At 61.6% G+C, this 20,292-nt stretch carries 13 protein-coding genes; 6 read left to right on the top strand and 7 right to left on the bottom strand.

Going from position 1 to position 20,292, the window contains the following annotated elements:
* Positions 1–21: 21 nt before the first annotated feature.
* The 3 genes from A9404_RS05050 to A9404_RS05040 form a co-directional block, all read right to left on the bottom strand.
* Positions 22–1,662, bottom strand: coding sequence for a diguanylate cyclase domain-containing protein (locus A9404_RS05050; RefSeq protein WP_066099190.1), 1,641 nt, complete (start codon positions 1,660–1,662; stop codon positions 22–24).
* A 282-nt stretch (positions 1,663–1,944) separates the two neighbouring features.
* Positions 1,945–3,606, bottom strand: a complete 1,662-nt coding sequence (locus A9404_RS05045) for a cation acetate symporter (protein ID WP_066099189.1) — start codon at positions 3,604–3,606, stop codon at positions 1,945–1,947.
* Complete coding sequence (locus A9404_RS05040; RefSeq protein WP_066099188.1) at positions 3,603–3,911, bottom strand: DUF485 domain-containing protein; 309 nt, start codon at positions 3,909–3,911, stop codon at positions 3,603–3,605. Before A9404_RS05040 ends, A9404_RS05045 begins: the two co-directional genes overlap by 4 nt.
* 491 nt (positions 3,912–4,402) lie before the next feature.
* On the opposite strand from A9404_RS05040, the gene A9404_RS05035 reads away from it, so the two are divergent.
* A complete protein-coding gene (locus A9404_RS05035) occupies positions 4,403–4,855 on the top strand; it encodes a DUF302 domain-containing protein (RefSeq protein ID WP_066099187.1) in 453 nt (150 codons plus the stop codon).
* Positions 4,856–5,066: 211 nt separating this feature from the next.
* On the opposite strand, the gene A9404_RS05030 is transcribed toward A9404_RS05035, so the two are convergent.
* Complete coding sequence (locus A9404_RS05030) at positions 5,067–6,467, bottom strand: DEAD/DEAH box helicase (RefSeq protein ID WP_066099186.1); 1,401 nt, start codon at positions 6,465–6,467, stop codon at positions 5,067–5,069.
* A 619-nt stretch (positions 6,468–7,086) separates the two neighbouring features.
* Between A9404_RS05030 and A9404_RS05025 the strand changes: the two genes are divergently transcribed.
* The gene (locus A9404_RS05025; RefSeq protein ID WP_156521246.1) at positions 7,087–8,262 is read left to right on the top strand and encodes a hypothetical protein; all 1,176 of its coding nucleotides are present in this window, start codon (positions 7,087–7,089) and stop codon (positions 8,260–8,262) included.
* A gap of 116 nt (positions 8,263–8,378) precedes the next feature.
* Here A9404_RS05025 and A9404_RS05020 read toward each other — a convergent pair whose 3' ends face one another.
* Positions 8,379–9,350, bottom strand: coding sequence for a lysylphosphatidylglycerol synthase transmembrane domain-containing protein (locus A9404_RS05020; RefSeq protein WP_066099184.1), 972 nt, complete (start codon positions 9,348–9,350; stop codon positions 8,379–8,381).
* A gap of 254 nt (positions 9,351–9,604) precedes the next feature.
* On the opposite strand from A9404_RS05020, the gene A9404_RS05015 reads away from it, so the two are divergent.
* The 4 genes from A9404_RS05015 to A9404_RS05000 all read left to right on the top strand — a co-directional run bounded on the left by A9404_RS05015 (position 9,605) and on the right by A9404_RS05000 (position 17,963).
* On the top strand, positions 9,605–10,048 hold the full coding sequence (locus tag A9404_RS05015; RefSeq protein ID WP_066099183.1) for a DNA polymerase III subunit chi: 444 nt from the start codon (positions 9,605–9,607) through the stop codon (positions 10,046–10,048).
* 80 nt (positions 10,049–10,128) lie between these two features.
* Complete coding sequence (locus A9404_RS05010; protein ID WP_066099182.1) at positions 10,129–12,993, top strand: valine--tRNA ligase; 2,865 nt, start codon at positions 10,129–10,131, stop codon at positions 12,991–12,993.
* A 66-nt stretch (positions 12,994–13,059) separates the two neighbouring features.
* The gene (locus A9404_RS05005; RefSeq protein ID WP_082922748.1) at positions 13,060–16,632 is read left to right on the top strand and encodes an EAL domain-containing protein; all 3,573 of its coding nucleotides are present in this window, start codon (positions 13,060–13,062) and stop codon (positions 16,630–16,632) included.
* 53 nt (positions 16,633–16,685) lie between these two features.
* Positions 16,686–17,963: a TlpA disulfide reductase family protein gene (locus A9404_RS05000; protein ID WP_066099180.1), complete on the top strand. Its 1,278-nt coding sequence runs from the start codon at positions 16,686–16,688 to the stop codon at positions 17,961–17,963.
* A gap of 42 nt (positions 17,964–18,005) precedes the next feature.
* Here the strand turns inward: A9404_RS05000 and eutC are convergent, their stop codons facing one another.
* Both eutC and A9404_RS04990 read right to left on the bottom strand, forming a co-directional pair.
* Positions 18,006–18,806, bottom strand: coding sequence for an ethanolamine ammonia-lyase subunit EutC (gene eutC, locus A9404_RS04995; RefSeq protein ID WP_066099179.1), 801 nt, complete (start codon positions 18,804–18,806; stop codon positions 18,006–18,008).
* Positions 18,803–20,197: an ethanolamine ammonia-lyase subunit EutB gene (locus tag A9404_RS04990; RefSeq protein ID WP_066099178.1), complete on the bottom strand. Its 1,395-nt coding sequence runs from the start codon at positions 20,195–20,197 to the stop codon at positions 18,803–18,805. Before A9404_RS04990 ends, eutC begins: the two co-directional genes overlap by 4 nt.
* Positions 20,198–20,292: the final 95 nt, after the last annotated feature.

Here is a 20,292-nt window from a genome sequence, read left to right as displayed (position 1 = left end):
CCGTCATTCCGAAGGGCTGCTTCAGTGTTCCAATGCCAACATGTGGTGTTCGGTGCAGGACGAGATGATCCGATAACTGCCGTTCCCCTGCTGCTTCGCCTGGTACATGGCCTTGTCCGCTTCGGCAAGAATGCGCTCAGGTTGGCAGTCGCCGCAACAGAGTGCGATGCCGATCGATATTCCCAGTCGGCATTCGATTTCACGAATGCGCAAGGGGGTCGTGACGGCGTTGATGCATTTGCGCGCGATGCGCTCCGCGCAATCGTCCGGTTCGTGCGGCAGATCCACGGCCAGTAACACGAACTCGTCGCCGCCGATGCGCGCCAGCGTATCGACCTGGCGAACCACCGACGACAGGCGCTGGGCTACCGTCCGGAGGACGGCATCGCCCGCCTCGTGCCCCATTGTGTCGTTGATGATCTTGAATCCGTCCAGATCCATGAACAGTACGGCCAGTCGCGTGTCATGACGATTGGCCCCCGCCAGCGCCAACCCCAGGCGGTCCACGAGCAGGCTGCGATTCGCCAAGCCTGTCAGTGTGTCGTGATAGGCCATGTGCTGCAATTCGGCCTGACTCTGGGCCAATTTGTTCAGCAATCGATTGAACGCACCGGTCAGGTGGCCGACTTCGTCCGCGCGGACGACGGGCAGGGGCTCGAGCGGAATCTCGCCGCGGGCCATTTTTTCGGCCTTTTCCGCCGCAAGAAACAGGGGGCGCAGTACCCAGGTGACGAACAGGCCGATGGCGGGCAGGCCGATGGCGAGCAAAAGCAACAGATGCCAGAGCAGGTAGGATTTTGTTTCCTCGACCGCGGCCAATGCTACCGAGGCGGGCACGGAAGCCATCACGAACCAGCCCATGCTGGGGATGTCGGCAACTGCTGCGATCTCTTCGATGCCTCGGGGATTTCGGGTGATGCCACTGCCGCGAAAGCCCGTTACAGCACGTTCCAGCAAGGTGTTGGCGATACCGGGCGAAGGCAAGGGTTGAAGCGTGGGTACGGGCCCACTGAAATCCATCATGAGCTTGTCCTTGGGCGAAACCAGCAGAAATGTGCTTGATGACGCCTGTCGCCCTTCTTCCAGAAAACTCAGGAAATGCGGTGCGGCCAATGCGCTGATGCCGATCAGGACGGCCTGAACTTGTCCCTGGGCATTGTGGACGGTAACGCCCATGGGGATCAGCGGCTCCCGCGTCAACTGACCGATCATGGGCGCGCCCACGCCGGCGTTCCCGGCAAGCAGGTGGGCAAAATCGGGGTTTCTGGCGAGGGAGCGGCCCGTTCGCCCGGGAATCGCGGGGTAATCCGTCAGTACCGTTCCTTGTGGGTCGGCTATCATGATGCCTAGGGAAAACAGCGACTGGAGTTTTGCGTGATCCTGAAGCCAGGCGTGTAATTGTTCGGGATTTTTCAGCCGATCACGGGGAAGTGCGGCCGCCAGTCTGTTCAGGTAACTGAGCCGCTCGGTGAGTCGTTCGTTGATGTCCTGGGCTGCCGCGTGCGCCAGGGTTGTTTGTTGGGCGGATGAAATCTCGATCAGGTTGTCACGAATGTAACCGACCAGAATGAAATACCGACCGACCGTGCCAAGGAGTACCAGGAATATCCCGAAGCCGATCAGGCGGGCGACCAGTGTGTTGGCGTATCGGGGCAACTTCATGCGGGGCATTCGTCCTGAATTGGGGGGTGACGGTCTGTGCTGCTGACCGGATACGCGACGTCCAGCGCGCAGTTCGCTCGATTGTACGACCTAGGTAGGGCGTTGGGGAATCTAAAAGCGTATTCCCGTGCGGTCCGAGGTATGCCGTTAGGGTGGTTTGGCTACGGGGGCTGGCGATTAAAAGCGGTAGTTGGTGGCATGACGGACATAAAAAATGCCCGCAGGCGCGGGCATTGGTCGATCGGGTCATGATGCCGAGGTACACCTCGGCAGCGGTTCCCGTTAGTGGCGGGTGGCGCCTTCCGCGCCGATACCGGTCTCGGAACGGACGTACTGGGCGTGGAAGCGCGCGCGTTCTTCCTGGGCACGCTGGCTGTTGTCGGTGACAGAGAACAGCCAGGCCAGAACGAAGGCCACCGGCATGGAGAAGATGGCCGGGTACTTGTACGGCATGATGGCGGAGGCGTTGCCCAGGACATCGACCCAGACGCTCTGGGACAGGATTACCAGAACCATCGCGGTCAGTAGACCACCCAGGCCACCCATCACCGCGCCACGCGTGGTGAGCTTTTTCCAGTACAGCGCCAGGAACAGCACAGGGAAGTTGGCGGACGCGGCAACCGCGAAGGCCAGACCCACCATGAAGGCGATGTTCTGCTTTTCGAAGGCAATGCCCAGGAAGATGGCCAGGATGCCCAGCGCCAGCGTGGCGAGGCGGGAGGCACGCATTTCGGTCTTCTCGTCCACGCGGCCGTGACGGAACACGTTCGCATAGAGGTCGTGGGATACCGCAGAGGCGCCGGCCAGCGTCAGACCGGAAACCACCGCGAGGATGGTGGCGAAGGCGACGGCCGAGATGAAGCCGAGGAACACGTCACCGCCGATGGCGTGGGACAGGTGGATCGCGGCCATGTTGTTGCCGCCGATCAGCTTGTGCGCCGCATCCAGATAGGCCGGGTTGGTGGAGACCATGATGATCGCACCGAAGCCGATGATGAAGGTCAGGATGTAGAAGTAGCCGATGAAGCCGGTGGCCACGAAGACGGATTTCCGCGCTTCCTTGGCATCGCTGACGGTGAAGAAACGCATCAGGATGTGCGGCAGGCCCGCCACGCCGAACATCAGTGCAAGGCCCAGGGAGATCGCGGAAATCGGGTCGTGGATCAGGCTGCCCGGTGCCATGATCGCTTCATGTTTCGGACTGATTTCCACCGCCTTGCTGAACATGGCGTTGAAGTCGAAGCCGAATGCATACAAAACGGCCAGCGCCATGAAGGTGGCGCCGGAGAGCAGCAGTACGGCCTTGATGATCTGTACCCAGGTGGTGGCGAGCATGCCGCCGAGTGTGACGTAGACCATCATCAATACGCCGACGATCACGACCGCGTAGCTGTAGGGCAGGCCGAACAGGACCTGGATCAGCTTGCCGGCGCCGACCATCTGAGCGATCAGGTACATGGCGACCACGATCAGCGAGGAAATGGCGGCGACCGTACGGATCGGGGCCTGCGAGAGCCGGTAGGAAGCGACGTCGGCGAAGGTGTACTTACCGAGGTTGCGCAGCTTTTCGGCCAGCAGGAACAGCATGATGGGCCAGCCGACCAGGAAGCCGATCGAGTAGATCAGGCCGTCGAAGCCATTGGCGTAGACGAGGGCGGCGATGCCGAGGAACGAGGCGGCGGACATGTAGTCACCGGCCAGCGCGAGGCCGTTCTGGAAGCCGGTAATGTTACCGCCGGCAGCGTAGAAGTCCTTGGCCGTACGGGTTTTCTTGGCGGCCCAGTAGGTCACGACCAGAGTCAGTGCGACGAAGATCACGAACATCGTGACCGCCGGCGCATTGATGGATTTCTGGGCGGCGTCGGCGGCCAGAGCGCCCGTGGAGAAGAGGAATGTGGTCAACAGTGCGGCCAGGCCGGCAAGGATCAGCATTGGGTTTTTCATTGTGCTGTCTCCTTGATGCGGGCGGTCAACGCATCGTAGGTCGCATTGGCCTTGCGTACGTACAATCCGGTCATGAGGAAGGAGAAGACGATGATCAGAAACCCGGCCACGATGCCCACGGAAATTTCGGACCCTGCGGCGATCTTCGTGCCCAGCATTTTGGGGAAATAGGCGATCATTAATATGAAGGCGAAGTAGACCACGATCACCGTGATGGCCATGATCCAGTTGGTTCGCGTGCGGTGGCGAACCAGAGCCTGGAAATCCGGATCGCTCTGGATTTGCTCTGCAAGTTCTTTATTCATCTGACTTCCTGCTTTTTTTATTTAACAAACGAGTGCGGATTGTACTCGGAGAATTAACAAGAAATGGCCTATTTTTTTGATGGTAAGTCAGTATTGATAAATGCCTGGTCAAGATGCTGAATATACAGGGATTTATGGTTTTTATTTTGTTGTCTGGTTTATTGTTCTGGGTTATGAGTCCTATATGAAATTGCCTGCATAATTCGTGAAATTCAGGCTACTAATATAATTAAATAACGATTAGCTGAGCTATCCTGTTTCTTATCAGTGGGTTTGCTTTTTTCGTCGCGCTCGGCAACAGAGCCGAACGTCCGTCGGGTGCGTTCTGTCCGCCCCGTAGGCGATCACAAGGATCTCAAGGGATGGATTTTTCATAGAATTTCCGGGTAGCCCCGCGGGATCCATGTGTTAATGTGGCTCTGTCTTCAAAATCGTCTCAGCGGAGTACTGTTTGGTTCTTTGGACCATTCAAGGCATTCAAGGAGGGGTATATGAACTGGTTGCGTCGTATTTTGCTGGTGGTCCTTGCATTCGTTGCCGGGAATGCCATGGCGGATGTCGGATTGATCCGTCATAAGAGTGCCTGGAGCGTGGAAGAAACCATGAGTCGTGCCGAGCAGATAGTCAAGGAACGGGGATTTACGATCTTTGCGATGGTCGATCACGCGAAGGGCGGTGCCAGCGTCGGCGATGAGCTGCGTCCGACGCAACTGCTGATCTTCGGGAATCCCAAGGGCGGGACCCCCTTCATGCAATGCGCTCAGACCGTCGGGATCGATCTGCCGCTGAAGATTCTGGTCTGGCAGGACGCCGCGGGTCAGGTCTGGCTGGGGTACAACGATCCGGAATGGATCGCCCGGCGACACCGGGTACCGAAGTGTCCCGCTGCCGCGAAGATCAGCAAGGGCATGGCCGATCTCGTCGATGCCATTCTGAAGAAGTAGTCGTCCGGCTTGCCGATTCCTTGTGGATCGACTGGCGCTGCCCGGTTTGCCTTCTGACATGATAAAAGCCCCAAGCGTTTAACGTTTGGGGGCTTTCTCTTGGATGAACCTCATCCGGATTCATTTTCGCTCAACAGGGACGTATGGTACCCGCGGGGCAGGGCAGGGCAGGCCAGTTGCATGCCCGCTCAACCGCCGATTCAGTCGGAGATCACTGTCCCTGGCTTCGTCTGGACTGGCCGCTGCGATTGCCCGAAGCATTGTTCCGGCGGTTATCTTGACGGTGTTCTTGGCGACTGGGCCGTGGTGCGCGGTTGCCGTTGACGTCGCCGGAGCGATTCCCGGAAGCGTTGCCACGTGATTGATTCCCGTTGGCTGAAGCCCCTTCACGACGAGGGGCGCCTTGGCCACCTTGGCGACGCGGCGGGCGCTGGCCCTGCGGCTTGCGCAGCGGTTCGGGTTTGGCGTTCGGGTCCGGTTCGAAGCCCGGTACGATGACTCGTTCCAGTTTCTGGCGGATCGTGCGTTCGATGTCGGCCAGTAGCTTGTGTTCGTCCACGCAGACGAGCGAAATGGCCTCCCCACCGGCCCCAGCCCGGCCGGTCCGTCCGATCCGATGCACGTAGTCTTCCGGCACATTTGGCAGCTCGTAGTTCACGACGTGGGGCAGGGCGTCGATATCGATGCCGCGCGCGGCGATGTCGGTTGCCACCAGGACGCGCAGCTTGCCCGCCTTGAAGGCGCCCAGCGCCTTTTCACGCGCCGACTGGCTCTTGTTGCCGTGGATCGCCATGGCGGGAATGCCGTCCTTGTCGAGCTGCTCGGCCAGGCGGTTCGCGCCGTGCTTGGTGCGGGTGAACACCAGCACCTGATGCCATTGCCCCTCGTCGATCAGCTTCTGCAGCAGGGCTTTTTTCGCATCCCGGTTCACGGGGTATATGCGCTGACTGACGCGCTCGGCCGTGGTGACCTGCGGTGCGACTTCGACCTTGGCGGGGTTGTCGAGCAGGCTATGCGCGAACGTCTTGATCTCCGGCGCAAACGTCGCAGAGAACAGGAGGTTCTGCCGCTTTTTCGGCAGCAGGGCCAGAACCCGTTTGATGTCGCGGATGAAGCCCATGTCGAGCATGCGGTCGGCTTCGTCCAGCACGAGGATTTCAATCCCGCCGAGATCGATGTTGCCCTGGCTCACGTGGTCGAGCAGTCGGCCCGGCGTGGCGACCAGGATGTCCAGCCGTTTGCGCAGGCGGTCGCGCTGCGGGTTGATGTTGACCCCGCCGAAGATGACCAGCGAACTCAGGTTCAGATGTTGGCCGTATTCCGTCACGCTTTCGCCGACCTGGGCGGCCAGTTCGCGCGTCGGGGTCAGGACCAGTGCCCGAACCCGGTGCTTCGGTGCCGGGTGCAGGACGGGTGTCGTGCTCAACCGTTGCAGCAGGGGCAGGGTGAAGCCGGCGGTCTTGCCGGTACCCGTTTGGGCGGCGGCTAGGAGGTCGCGACCGGTCAGTACCACGGGAATGGCTTCGCGTTGGATGGGGGTGGGGGTGGTGTAACCGACAGCGTCGAGCGCGGTCAGAAGCTCGGGCATCAGGCCGAGATCAGCAAATGACATGGGCATTCCAGAATGAAAATATAGTGAGCAGGCCCTTCGAAAGATCATGTTTTCGAAAGGCCATGATGAATTTGGGGGATAGAACCGCCCATCTTACCTGATTGTGACAATCTGCGTTCGTTTTTCTCTGTCCGCTGCCCTAGATCGGCGCTCGTTACGATCGGAAGGGTGTCTGGCGCCGAGGATTTCGTGCAAGAAGCTGATATGAAAGGGATATATGGTCCTGGCTGCAGCGGGCAATCAGTCGGGCATGCCGGAATGCGGTTTGCGCTGAATCGACTCCTGTTGTAGGGTTCGCAACCCGGCCATGACTTGTGACTGTCCATAGCGACATCAATTGGTTACAGAAGTCCGGTAATCTGAAATGAACACGCGCGCTTGAGTCGACCGGGTGTCCGGCAGGCGCTCCGATCCCTCAAACGATCGGGGCGCATTGTGCCCGACCCTGCCTGAAGCTTTCCGATCCCGATTCCGGCGTGCAGGTCCGATAAATGACGAGATCGCTCATTATCGGTACGGGTACGCCCGGGCGGGATGCGCGCCTTGTCTGCATCACGGGTATTCATGGAAGGTGCCCGCTCCCCGCGAAGGATCCTGACTGGCGATTTCGACTATGAACATGATGAAGGTTTTTGTATTGGGTCGGCGCGAGAGTGCGGCCTTTGCCGAGCGGCGGCTCTGTGCACTGGACGATGCCGGCACACTCAAGATCCTGTCGGCGCTGCGTCCGATTCTCAACACCTCCGGTCCGTTGGAGCGCGTTTCGCTGTCGGTCCTTTCCTTCGTGATCCTGTTGACGGCGCATCGCTACAATGTCCAGGCCGATCGGCTGCTGAAGACCTGCCGCGAGTTGGAATATCTGGACGAACACGGCCTGGATCGGCTGCCGAAACTGATCGACGAACTCATCGATACCCTGTGGTTCTATGCCGGTATCGAGGTGACCCCCGCTTTGCCCGAATCGGATGTGCGTAGCGTTCAGGATCTGACGAACGAATTGTTCGCGGTCCTGGCCGTGCACACGCCGGAGCACCTGATGCAACTCGCGCAGGACTGGGATCACCCCGACGTGCTCGAACAATTGCAGCCGTTTGCCCGTGATCCCGAAGACTACGAGCCGGTGTTTTCCCCCACGCACATCGAATTCATGACCTCGATCGAGAAGACGCATTGCATCTTTGCACCTTCAGGGAAGTACTGGGGCGCGGACGACTGGCGGTCGGCGGATTCCTTCGAGGCGAACGTGCGGCGCTTCGGCGAGGGGTTGTTCCGTTTCATGGCGGTTGCCAAACAGGAGAAGTTCAAGGGGTTTGCCGTACGCCTGCCCGCCGAAATGAGCGACAGTGTGGAAAGCCTGTCGCGCACGACGGCCCGTTTTCTCGACGCGTTGAACCGCATCGATCCCGCGCATTCCACCTGCCTGGAAGGCCCAGTCGGCGGGATGGGCTGGAAATTCGATTGGGCGGGCGAACCGATGTTCCTGACGGCGTTTGGTACCTGCTACCCGGAAAATCACCCCCGATATCCCTACGGTTTCGATCACACCTATTTCTTCTTCCAGCCCGATTTCGTGTTGCGGGCACACCCGAGCCTGACCCCGGAAAAGGAACCGGTTTCCCGGGCGCGCATTCTCGACAGCTTCAACAAGCATGGGATGGATTACGACAACGAAGGGAAAGAGGCAGAGGCCGAGCGTTATATCCGCCCGATGAATCCCTGCGATCCACCGGTGCGGTGGTGGCGCGATTTGCCGGCCCGCGCCGGTCACCATCCTGTTGTCGAGCCGGTGGCCTGAGTCAAGCCTTCGCCACGCGGCACCCCGGGGATTTTAGCGGTGGGTGTCTGAAGAGTGGCTGCCTTAACGGGCGTCACTCCGGGGGACATTGGCCGATCGCACCGAGTGGGGCTGGCTCAGTGTTTGGGTGACGCGTTGCCGGTCGACAGAACGGGTTCCGGCGTGCGAATCATCAGTACGGCCAAGCCCGCCAGGATCGAGGAGCCCAGCAGGAACAGATGCAGATTGACGGCAGCGGCCAGCGCCGTCTGAACCGGCACGGCAAAGGGCTGCAGTGCCAGCATCACGCCGGCCTCGAAGGTGCCGAATCCACCCGGGGCGTGGATGGGCAGTACCGTCGTCAAGTCCCCGCCGATCGCCCCGGCCACGGCCTGTACCAGGGAAACCGGCGCCAGCGCGGCCAGTACCCAGGCCAGGGTCAGCAGCTTCACCAGCCAGTTGATCCAGGTCCAGCCCAGGGTGGACAGAAAGCTGCGGGCGTTTTCCGGCAGGCTCTCGACGCTGTCGAGCAGGCGGTCGCGCCATTTTCCGGCGGGTCGTCCGATCAGCCAGTGAGCGACCCAATGACGCGCCAGATAGGCCAGCAGCGGGGCAGGAAGCAGAATCAGCACGGGCCAGAGCCATCGGTCGGAAAACCCGGTGCCCCAGAGGGCGGCCAGCAGACCGATCAGCACGATGGCCTGCAGATCGAGCAGTCGGAACCAGAACAGCACGGGTACCGTACGTCGGGCCGAGAGATTGAAGTACCGTTGCATCAGGACGGGAAAGCTGATTTCGCCAGCCCGCATCGGCAGCAGATTGTTGAGCAGGATGTGCCAGGTGGCGAGTTTCATTGTCGCCCAGAACTGACCCGAAAGCTCCGCGTGGAAATACCGCTGGATGCGCAGGGCGCGCAGGACGTAGCTCAATACCATCAGGGTCAGCACCACGAGCAGGCTCCCGGGGGGAATGGCCTGCCAGGGCGCGATCAGCTTCTCAGGGCCGATCCACAGAACGACCGCCGTCAGAGCGGCGAGAACAGCAAGCCAGGCCAGGATCAGGGCGTGTCTGCGACGGGGTCTGGTGGATGTCGTTGTGGGCGGGGTCATGGGGCGCTGCGTCCTCGGTCCGGATTGGGCATAATACGCACTCCCCGCCATGGCGTCACAGGCTGATTGTCCGGCAGGTTGGCCGCCGTTTCGTCGACAGCCGGGCGGAGAAACCCGCGTGCGCCCCAGGCATGCCTCCGAACGGGGCTGCTAATACGAGCCAGATAGTCGAGCCAGATAGTCGAGCCAGATAGTCGAGCCAGATAGTCGAGCCAGATAATCGAACCAGATAAAAAGGTCAGGAATCACGATTCATGAGTGCAGTGATATTTCATTTGATCGACGATGCGGAACTGGATGCGTTCTGGTTCTATGCCGCGGATCTGTGCGCCCAGGCGGCTGCCGAAGAGCGCATGACCTATGTGGTCTGCGCCAACCTCGAGCATGTCGAGAGCTTCGACGAGTATCTGTGGGGCTATCGTCCCGATGCCTTCGTGCCGCACACCGCCGATCCCGAGGATGCCGCGCATGCGCCTCTGTTCATCGGCATGGACCCGGCGGCAGGCGGTTTCGATCACGTGATCAACCTGTCCGGCAAGGCGATCGAGCGTGTGGCCGAGCGCCAGACCGTCGATGAGATCGTGGATGCCAGCGAAGCCAGTCGGGAAGCGGCCCGCGCCCGTTGGCGCGATTACCAGCAGGCCGGTGCCATGCCGCAGCATCGGTCGATTCCGCGCGTCGATCGCGAGGGCGACTGACCGCGGACAGATTTTATTTGCCCATTATTTCTAGCCATTTTTTGAGCCTGTTTTTTAGCATTACCTGATTGACGAATTCCATGGAAAAAACCTACAGCCCTGCCGAGATCGAAGCCCCCTGTTATGCCCGCTGGCAGGCTGGCGGCTATTTCCAACCCCGAGCCGATCTGCCGGCCGATGCGCCCAGCTACTGCATCATGCTGCCGCCCCCGAACGTCACCGGTCGTTTGCACATGGGGCACGCCTTCCAGGACACCCTGATGGACATGCTGACCCGCCTGCATCGCATGCAGGGGGACCGCACGCTGTGGCAGCCGGGTACCGATCACGCGGGTATCGCCACCCAGATGGTGGTGGAGCGGCAGCTCGAAGCCGAAGGCAAGACCCGGCACGATCTGGGGCGCGAGGCGTTCACCGACAAGGTCTGGGCCTGGAAGAGCCAGTCCGGCGGATTCATCACCGAGCAGATGCGTCGCCTGGGTGCCTCCTGCGACTGGTCCCGCGAGCGCTTCACCATGGACGAGGGCCTGTCCGAGGCCGTGCGCGAAGTATTCGTCCGTCTCTACGAGGACGGCCTGATCTACCGGGGCAAGCGACTGGTGAACTGGGATCCGGTGCTACAGACGGCCGTCTCCGATCTGGAAGTGCTGAGCGAGGAAGAAACCGGCCATATGTGGCACCTGCGCTATCCGCTGACCGACGGCAGTGGTCATCTGATCGTGGCCACCACCCGCCCGGAAACCATGCTGGGCGATGCGGCCGTGGCAGTCCATCCGGAAGACGAGCGCTACAAGCACCTGATCGGCAAGACCCTGACCCTGCCGCTGGTCGGCCGTGAAATCCCGATCATCGGCGACGATTACGTCGATCCGGAATTCGGCTCCGGCTGCGTCAAGATCACGCCGGCCCACGATTTCAACGATTATGCGGTCGGTCAGCGGCACAACCTGCCCCTGCTGAACGTGCTGACGCCGGATGCACGCATCCGCGCGGCCTGCGAGCGGGTCGGCGCACAAAGCCAGTCCGTGGATGCGGATCTGCCCAAGGCCTATGCCGGTCTGGATCGCTATGAAGCCCGCGATCGCATCGTCCACGATCTGAAGGAACGCGATCTGCTGGAAAAGATCGACGATCACAAGCTGATGGTGCCGCGCGGCGATCGCAGCGGGGCGGTGATCGAGCCGATGCTGACTGATCAGTGGTTCGTCGATCTCACCCGCGAAACGACCGACGACGGTCGTCCGGGCGGCCTCGCGGCCATCACCCGTCCGGCGTTGGATGCCGTGCGCGGCGGGGCGATCAAGTTCGTGCCGGAAAACTGGTCGAACACCTACTTCCAGTGGCTGGAAAACATCCAGGACTGGTGCATCAGCCGCCAGATCTGGTGGGGCCATCGCATTCCCGCCTGGTACGACGCCGAAGGCAATGTCTTCGTCGGGCGGAGCGAGGCCGAGGTACGCGCGGCGCACAAGCTGGCGGACAACGTGGCGCTGAACCAGGACAACGATGTGCTCGATACTTGGTTCTCGTCGGCACTGTGGCCGTTTTCCACCCTGGGCTGGCCAGCGAACACCGAGGAACTGGCCGCCTTCTATCCCACCAGCGTGCTGGTCACGGGCTTCGACATCATCTTCTTCTGGGTTGCCCGGATGGTGATGATGGGCAAGTACTTCGCCGGCGACGTGCCGTTCCGCGAAGTGTACGTGCATGGCCTGATCCGCGACGCGCAGGGCCAGAAGATGTCCAAGTCCAAGGGCAACGTGCTCGACCCGATCGACCTGATCGACGGTATCGATCTGGAGGCCCTGGTGGCCAAGCGGACCTCCGGCCTCATGCAGCCGGCCATGGCCAAGCGCATCGAGAAGGACACGCGCAAGGAGTTCCCGGACGGCATCCCGGCCTTCGGCACGGATGCGCTGCGTTTCACCTTCGCGGCGCTGGCGACGACCGGTCGCGACATCCGCTTCGATCTGGGCCGGATCGAGGGCTACCGCAATTTCTGCAACAAGTTGTGGAACGCCAGCCGCTTCGTGGCGATGCAGTGCGAGGGTGAAGATACCGGACTGGGCGACGAACCGGTGACGCTCGGTGACGTGGACCGCTGGATCGTCAGTCGTCTGCAGCAATGCGAGGCCGAGGTGTCCCGCCATTTCGCCGAGTACCGCTTCGATCTCGCCGCCCACGCCCTGTACGAGTTCACCTGGAACGAGTACTGCGACTGGTACCTGGAATTCACCAAGCCAGCACTCAAGCACGGTGATGCGGCCACCCAGCGCGGTACCCGCCGTACCCTGGTCCGGGTGCTGGAAACCCTGCTGCGCCTGATGCATCCGATCATTCCGTACATCACGGAAACGATCTGGCAGCGGGTCGCGCCCCTGGCCGGTATCGACACGACGGCGGCCACATCCAGCATCATGGCGCGGCACTACCCCAAAGCCGACGAAGGAAAGATCAGTGCCGAGGCGCTCGAATCCGTCGAGTGGCTCAAGCAGGTGATTCTCGGGGTGCGCCGTATTCGCGCGGAGATGGACATCGCCCCCGGCAAGCCGCTGTCGATCCTGGTGACCCAGGCGACCACCGAGGAACAGGCGCGGTTTGCCCGGTTTGGTGAATTGCTCAATGGCGTCGGCCGGATCAGTGACGTGACAACCCTGGCCGAGGGCGAGCCCGTGCCGGAAGCGGCGATGGCCCTGGTCGGCAGCATGCAGATCCACATCCCGCTGGCTGGCCTGATCGACAAGGATGCCGAACTCGCGCGCCTGGATCGCGAGATCGGCAAGCTCGAGGCCGAGATCGCCAAGGCGCGGGCCAAGCTCGACAACCCCGGCTTCGCCGACCGGGCGCCGCCGGCCGTGGTGGCTCAGGAGCGCGAGCGTCTGGAAAAATTCACCGCCAGTCTCGGTGACCTCCAATCCCAGCGGACGCGCATCGAGCGGCTTTAAAGAACGGGGCGTAAGTCCTGCGGCTGGATCAAAGCCTCAAGGGTCGATCACCGGAGGCTGCTCTGCGTGCCGCCAGCCAGGGGAAAATTCCCGCTGCCGTCCCTGCGTGGCAATGATACGCTTTGGTCGAATCCCAGTTGGTTTGTCCAGTGGTCAAGTGGCTGGGTTGTCCGGATTTGCCGGTGGTTCTCAGGGGTGCATCGTTTGGCCGGTTCTATTATTGCCTCTCCCCGCTCTGCGTACGGTACCTGGGCGTCACTCCTTGGGGCCGCCTTTATCATTCGCGGCATCCGTTCCGCCGGCTTGATCTTCGCGATAGGTCTGCTGTTTCCATTGTCCTCCCTGGCATCCGACCGTGTGGTCCGGGTTGGGGTTTACGCGAATGCGCCGAAGATTTTCCTCGATGCGAATGGCCGTATTTCGGGAATCATGGGCGATCTGCTCGACGCGATCGCCCATGATTCGGGATGGGTGATCAAACCGGTGTCCTGCCGCTGGGAAGATTGTCTGGCCGATCTGCAGGATGGGCGCATCGACCTCATGCCCGACGTAGCCTATACCGAAAGTCGTGCACGACAGTTCGATTTCAACCGCATTGCGGTTTTGCATAGCTGGTCGCAAATCTACGAGCGTCCCGGTGGCAGCATCAACACGGTGCTCGATCTGCGTGGCAAGCGTATTGCCGTGCTTGGCCGCTCGATTCAGGAAGACTATCTTCGGACCCTGTTTGCCGGCTTCGGCGTCGATGCAAAGCTGGTGCCGGTGGCTTCCTTTCAGCAGGGATTCGAATGGGTGGCCGCTGGGCGGGCAGATGCCATGGTGTCGAATCAGTTATACGGCGATAACGAAGCCCGACGCCTGGGGTTGACCGCGACGCCGATCATGTTCCAACCGGCCCAGATTTTTTTTGCGACGCGCCACGGCAGCAATGATGACCTGCTCGCGGCCATCGATGGGCGTCTTGAGACCTGGCGCAACCAATCCGACTCCCCCTATGCACGGATTCTGCAGAAATGGACGGGACAGGTCGCCCCGCGGCTGATCCTGCCTGCCTGGGTGTGGTGGGTTGGCGGCGGGCTTGCGGTTCTGCTGCTGCTGGCGTTGCTTCGGGGCGTGGTTCTGCGACGTCAGGTTGTACGACAGACGCGACACCTTAAGATGGGCCGGGCCGAACTCGAGCGGAGCGAGGAGCGCTATCGGCATCTCGCGGAAAACGCTTCTGACTGGATCTGGATGAGCGATCTGGGTGGTCGCCTGACCTACAGCAATCATCGCGCGCAGGATATCCTGGGTTTGCCGAGCGAAGCCCTTGTCGGGGAAGATCTGGGGACCTTCCTCCTTCCGGAGGATCGCGAACGGTATCGCGGGATACTGCGCCAGGTCGCGTCGTCACCACAGGTCGGGCAGGGTGTGATGTTGCGTTGTCGGAATCGTCAGGGCGCGATCCGCGTGCTCGAATCCGGCGTTTCGCCGATATTCGAGGCTTCAGGAGCGGTGACTGGGTTTCAGGGCGCCAGCCGGGACGTTACCGAGCGCAATGCTTCGGAAATGGCGATTGCGGAAACCCGTAATCTCTTGCTCACCATTATCAATACGACTCGGATGCGCGTGTTCTGGAAGGATCGTGATCTCCGTTATCTGGGCTGCAATATCGTGTTTGCCCAGGACGCGGGCAGGCAATCCCCCGAAGAACTGGTCGGCAAGACCGATTTCGATCTGGCCTGGGTCGAACAGGCCGAAACCTATCGTGCGGATGATCTGGCGGTCATCGATTCCGGCGTGGCGCGTCTGTTCTACGAGGAGCCGCAGACCACCCGGGATGGTCGGGCACTGTGGCTGCGCACCTCCAAGGTACCCCTGCGCAATCAGGAGAATGAAATCATCGGTGTGCTCGGCTTGTACGAAGACATCACCGAACGCCGCCGCTCGAATGAACAGATCCGCCTTGCCGCCAATGTGTTCAGCCATGCGCGCGAAAGTATCCTGATTACCGATGCCGCCGGGAAGATCATCGACGTCAATACCACCTTCTGTGAGATGTACGGCTATTCACGCGATGAGGTAATCGGTCAGAATCCGAGCCTGTTGAAATCGGATCGTCACAGCCCAGCATTCTTCGAAGAGATGTGGCGGCGGCTTCAAGCGCTGGGCTATTGGCATGGGGAGATCTGGAATCGTCGGCGTGATGGGGAGATCTTCCCCGGAATGATGACGATCAGTGCGGTGCGCGACGAGGCCGGTAATATCCGTCAGTACGTGGGACTGCTTTCCGACATCAGCACGCTCAAGGCCCACGAGGTCCGACTTGAGCACATTGCCCATTACGATGCCCTGACAGGGCTGCCCAACCGTGTGTTGCTGGCCGATCGGCTCCATCAGGCCATTGCCCTCGCTCAGCGGGACGATCGACTGCTGGCGGTTGCCTATCTCGATCTGGATGGCTTCAAGGTCGTCAATGATCGTCATGGCCATGAAATGGGAGACGCGCTGCTCACGGCCGTTTCGGCGCGAATGAAGCTCGTCTTGCGTGATAGCGATACCCTCGCCCGTCTGGGGGGGGACGAATTCGTGATCGTGTTGCAGGATTTGCAGGACATGAATGCTTGCCAACCTTTGCTCGATCGATTGCTGCATGCGGCCAATGAGCCGATCGATGTGCAGAATCTCGTGTTTCAGGTGTCGGCCAGTATCGGCGTGACCTATTTCCTGCCGAAGCAGAATGACGTGGATGCGGATCAGTTGTTGCGTCAGGCCGATCAGGCCATGTATCAGGCAAAATTGTCCGGCAGAAACCGCTATCACGTCTTCGATCCGGATCAGGACAAGACCATCCGCCAGCACCACGAGAGCCAGGCGCACATCCGGGCGGCACTGGCGGCCGGCGAGTTCGTGCTGCACTATCAACCCAAGGTGAACATGCGCACGGGGGCGGTGGTGGGTGCCGAGGCGCTGGTGCGTTGGCAGCACCCCGAGCAGGGTCTGTTGTTTCCGGGTACCTTCCTGCCGATCATCGAGGAAACGCCGCTGGCCATCACCCTGGGCGAATATGTGATCGCCACCGCCTTGCATCAGATGAAGGCCTGGCAGGCCGAGGGGCTGACGCTGTCCGTCAGCGTCAATATCGGTGCGCGGCAACTGCAGCAGCCGGATTTCATTGAGCGATTGAAGGCGCTCCATGCGGCCTCGCCGGATTTGCCGTTGACGCAACTGGAACTGGAAATTCTGGAGACGAGCGCCCTCCAGGATATCGGGCAGGTGTCCCGCGTGCTGGCCGAATGCCGGGCGCTCGGGATTTCGAGCGCCATCGACGATTTCGGGACCGGGTATTCCTCCCTGACGTATCTCAAGCGGCTGCCCGTCTCGATGCTGAAGATCGACCAGAGTTTCGTGCGGGACATGCTGGACGATCCGGACGACATGGCGATCCTGCAGGGGGTGCTTGGTCTTGCCCGGGCCTTCGGCCGGGACGTGATCGCCGAAGGGGTGGAATCGGGCGTACATGGCGCCGTGCTTTTGCAGATGGGCTGCGAATTGGCCCAAGGTTACGGGATTGCTCGCCCCATGCCTGCGGGCGAATTTGCCGGCTGGGTCCGGAATTGGCGACCCGATCCGCACTGGATGCGTCAGGATTTCGTCTGAGACCCTGTGCAGGCGTCGCTTGGTCCCGGACGGACGGATGAATGAGGAAAGCGATGAACACGATATCCAGATGGAATTTTCTTCTGATCGTCGGAAGTTGGCTGCTGTCGTTTGCCTTGGCACATGCCGACACCGTCACCCTAAACGTTCCCGACGGACCGCTCAGCATTCAGGTGGTGGCATCTGATACTGCATTCCAGGGCACTGCTCAGGCTCGCCTGCTGTGGTTGCCCTCTGAATACGGCATTCTGCCGGCGGAAAAACATTGGGCGGAGGTATTGGCCCGCTCGGGATTCGAGAGCTGGTTCGTCGATCTCTACGAACCGTTGTTCCTGCCGCCCACGCCCAGTGCCGTCGATCAGGTGCCCACGCTCTGGATTTCACGGCTGATCGAACGCGCGCAAACCGATGGCAGGCCACTGATCGTGATCGCGGCGAACAAGGCCGCGCAGTTGGCCGTGCGCGGCTGGGTTGCCGCGCAGAAAACGCCCCGGCAGGGTGTGGGGTTCCTATTCATCAACCCCAACCTGTATCTGAATACGCCGGAACCGGGGGCAACGGCGCGCTACTGGCCGGAGACACGGGCATTCAATGCGCCGGTATTCATCTTCCAGGCAGAGCTTTCTCCCTGGCATTGGCATGTCGCGGAACTGGTGCAGCAATTGACCACCTCGGGAAGCGACGTCTTCGTGAAGCGCTTGCCCGGGGTTCGGGATCGGTTCTACTTCCGACCCGATGCGATGGCCGGCGAGCAGGCGCTGGGCGCGGGATTCCCCGATCAGCTGAAGCTGGCGATTTCGGCCTTGCGGTTTTATCTCGACAAACCCCGCATCGCCGGGCGGCTGGCGGCGGATACCCCCGCGACGGTCGAACAGACGAAATCGACCGAACTGCAACCCTACGCGGGCGCGCAGAACAAACCCCTGGCCCTGACGGATCTTGAGGGCCGCCCCGTCAACCTGCACGCCTATCGCGGCAAGGTTGTGCTGCTGAATTTCTGGGCCAGCTGGTGCCCACCCTGCGTGCACGAGATGCCGTCCATGGCGCGGTTGAAGACGTTGCTCAAGGGGCAGCCGTTTGAAATCCTCGCGGTGAATCTGGCGGAGGACAAGCCTGCCATCGAGGCGTTCCTGCGCGAACATCCGGTCAACTTCCCGGTGCTGCTCGACCCCAGCGGTTCGGCCGTGCAAACCTGGCAGGTGTTCGCCTATCCCAGTACCTACCTCATCGACAAGAGCGGGCGGATTCGGTACGGCCTGTTCGGCGGCGCCGACTGGGATCAACCGAGTGCCGTGGCGAGGATCCGCGCCTTGCTGGCCGAACCGGGTTGAGGGTACATTCCGGCGCGGAAGTCAGGATGGTCAGGCAGGGTATCAGGCCGTAATCAGCGCCGTATCGCTGTCGTCCTTCAGGGCCACGCCAGTGAGTTTCAGTCGGAGGGCTTCCCGGGCGAGATAGCCGATCTTGTGGGCGCCCAGCGCGTAGCTGGTGCCGGCCGCGTGGATGTTCGACACGCAGTTGCGTTCGCTGTTCATGCGCCCGCGGCGGGGCTGGTAGGTGAGGTAGGCGCCCAGGCTGTCGGGTGCGGTGAGACCCGGCCGCTCGCCGATCAGTACGATGACGAGTTGCGCGCCGAAGACCTCGCCAATGTCGTCGCCGATGGCGACCCGAGCCTGAGTCGCAAGGACCACCGGCGTTTGGCACCAGTCCGTGTCGATCTGCGCGCGCAATTGCTTCATGACGGCGACGGCGTGACGTTCCACGGCAATGGCGGAAAGTCCGTCGGCGATCACCACCACGAGTTCGCTCGATGCCGTCTTTTCCCGTTCGAGGGCTTGGCGGCTCTCGTCCGCCAGGCGACGCCCCCAATCCGGGCGCAGGAGGTAGGCGGCCCGATCCGGTGCCGCGCTGTGTGCATGCAATACCCGAAAGCCTTCGCCCGTGAGTGCCGTTGCCAGCGTGTCGGTATCCAGCGGCAGGTGCACGGCATCGCGCGCCATGGCATGGGCAAGGCCGAAACGCAGCACCTCGTCGGTCGGCAGGCTGGCGCCGACACGGCCCAGAGCCAAACGGGCCTGGGTGAAGCGGCGCAGGTCTGCCCAGGGATTCTCTTGAATCAGTGGGCTTTCCTGCCCCAGTTCATCGGATGGCGTGCGGGGTTCGAGTTGGCTCATGCCGGCACCTGGATATGGGGCAGTTGGCGGAGGAGGGGATTGTTCAATGCCGTCGGGTACAGCTGGCCGCCACGGTCGGTGATACCCATGCGCTCCAGCCAGGTTTCGAACTCCGGCGCATGCTTCAGGTTGAGCGCGCGGCGCAGGTACAGCGCGTCGTGGAACGAGGTGCTCTGATAGTTGAGCATGATGTCGTCCGCGCCCGGCACGCCCATGATGAAGGTGACGCCGGCCGCGCCCAGCAGGGTCAGCAGCCCGTCCATGTCGTCCTGATCGGCTTCGGCATGGTTGGTGTAGCAGATGTCGCAGCCCATCGGCAGGCCCAGCAGCTTGCCGCAGAAGTGATCCTCCAGACCTGCCCGGGTGATCTGCTTGCCGTCGTAGAGGTATTCGGGACCGATGAAACCGACGACCGTGTTGACCAGCAGCGGGCGGAATTCCCGGGCCACGGCATAGGCGCGCGCCTCGCAGGTCTGCTGGTCGACGCCATGGTGCGCATCGGCCGACAGGGCGCTGCCCTGGCCGGTCTCGAAGTACATGACGTTGTCGCCCACGGTGCCGCGGCCCATACCCAGCGCGGCTTCGTGCGCCTCCTTGAGAATGCCCAGATTGATCCCGAAGGCCGTGTTGGCCTGCTCGGTACCGGCGATGGATTGGAACACGAGATCGATCGGCGCGTTCTTTTCCATGGCCGTGATCTGCGTGGTGACGTGGGTCAGGATGCAGCTCTGCATGGGGATGGCGAACTGGTCGCGGACTTCGTCCACCATCTGCCACAGGGCGGTCAGGGTCGGCAGGGCATCGCTCGCCGGGTTGATGCCGACCACCGCATCCCCCGCACCGTACAGCAGGCCGTCCACAATGCTGGCGGCGATGCCGCGCAGGTCGTCGGTCGGGTGATTCGGCTGCAGGCGCACCGACAGATGCCCTGGCAGGCCGATGGTGTTGCGGAAACGGGTGACCACGCGGCATTTGCGCGCGACCAGGATCAGATCCTGATTGCGCATGATCTTCGATACCGCCGCCGCCATCTCCGGCGTGATGCCCGGCGCCACGCGGCTCAACTGGGCACTGTCCGTCGTGTCGTTCAGCAGCCAGTTGCGGAAATCACCGACCGTCAGATGGCTGATAGGGGTGAAGGCGGCCCGGTCGTGGCGATCCATGATCAGCCGGGTGATCTCATCCGTTTCGTAGGGAATCAGCGCCTCGTCGAGGAAGCGTTGCAGTGGCACGTCGGCGAGCGTCATCTTCGCCGCGATGCGCTCCTCGTTCGTGGCGGCGGCCAGTCCGGCGAGCATGTCGCCGGATCGGGCCGGACTCGCCTTGGCCATCAGGGTTTTCAGATCGTCGAAGCGGTAGAGCCGCCCGCCGACGGTGGTTTGATATGCCATATCGCAATCCTGTCGTGATCTCTTGCCGATATCCGGAAGTACGAAGGCGCAGACAAGGTCTGCGCCAGTTTCGTCAGTATAGGCCGATTTCTGTT

Source organism: Halothiobacillus diazotrophicus (assembly GCF_001663815.1).
Classification (GTDB): Bacteria; Pseudomonadota; Gammaproteobacteria; order Halothiobacillales; family Halothiobacillaceae; genus Halothiobacillus; species Halothiobacillus diazotrophicus.
The sequence above is the reverse complement of the archived record's forward strand: the minus strand, read 5'-3'. Positions and strand labels throughout refer to the sequence as shown.

Bases quoted from the DNA above. Each gene is read 5' to 3' on its own strand.
- A9404_RS05050 (WP_066099190.1), bottom strand. From the start codon at position 1,662: ATGAAGTTGCCCCGATACGCCAACACACTGGTCGCCCGCCTGATCGGC.
- A9404_RS05045 (WP_066099189.1), bottom strand. From the start codon at position 3,606: ATGAAAAACCCAATGCTGATCCTTGCCGGCCTGGCCGCACTGTTGACC.
- A9404_RS05040 (WP_066099188.1), bottom strand. From the start codon at position 3,911: ATGAATAAAGAACTTGCAGAGCAAATCCAGAGCGATCCGGATTTCCAG.
- A9404_RS05035 (WP_066099187.1), top strand. From the start codon at position 4,403: ATGAACTGGTTGCGTCGTATTTTGCTGGTGGTCCTTGCATTCGTTGCC.
- A9404_RS05030 (WP_066099186.1), bottom strand. From the start codon at position 6,467: ATGTCATTTGCTGATCTCGGCCTGATGCCCGAGCTTCTGACCGCGCTC.
- A9404_RS05025 (WP_156521246.1), top strand. From the start codon at position 7,087: ATGATGAAGGTTTTTGTATTGGGTCGGCGCGAGAGTGCGGCCTTTGCC.
- A9404_RS05020 (WP_066099184.1), bottom strand. From the start codon at position 9,350: ATGACCCCGCCCACAACGACATCCACCAGACCCCGTCGCAGACACGCC.
- A9404_RS05015 (WP_066099183.1), top strand. From the start codon at position 9,605: ATGAGTGCAGTGATATTTCATTTGATCGACGATGCGGAACTGGATGCG.
- A9404_RS05010 (WP_066099182.1), top strand. From the start codon at position 10,129: ATGGAAAAAACCTACAGCCCTGCCGAGATCGAAGCCCCCTGTTATGCC.
- A9404_RS05000 (WP_066099180.1), top strand. From the start codon at position 16,686: ATGAACACGATATCCAGATGGAATTTTCTTCTGATCGTCGGAAGTTGG.
- eutC (WP_066099179.1), bottom strand. From the start codon at position 18,806: ATGAGCCAACTCGAACCCCGCACGCCATCCGATGAACTGGGGCAGGAA.
- A9404_RS04990 (WP_066099178.1), bottom strand. From the start codon at position 20,197: ATGGCATATCAAACCACCGTCGGCGGGCGGCTCTACCGCTTCGACGAT.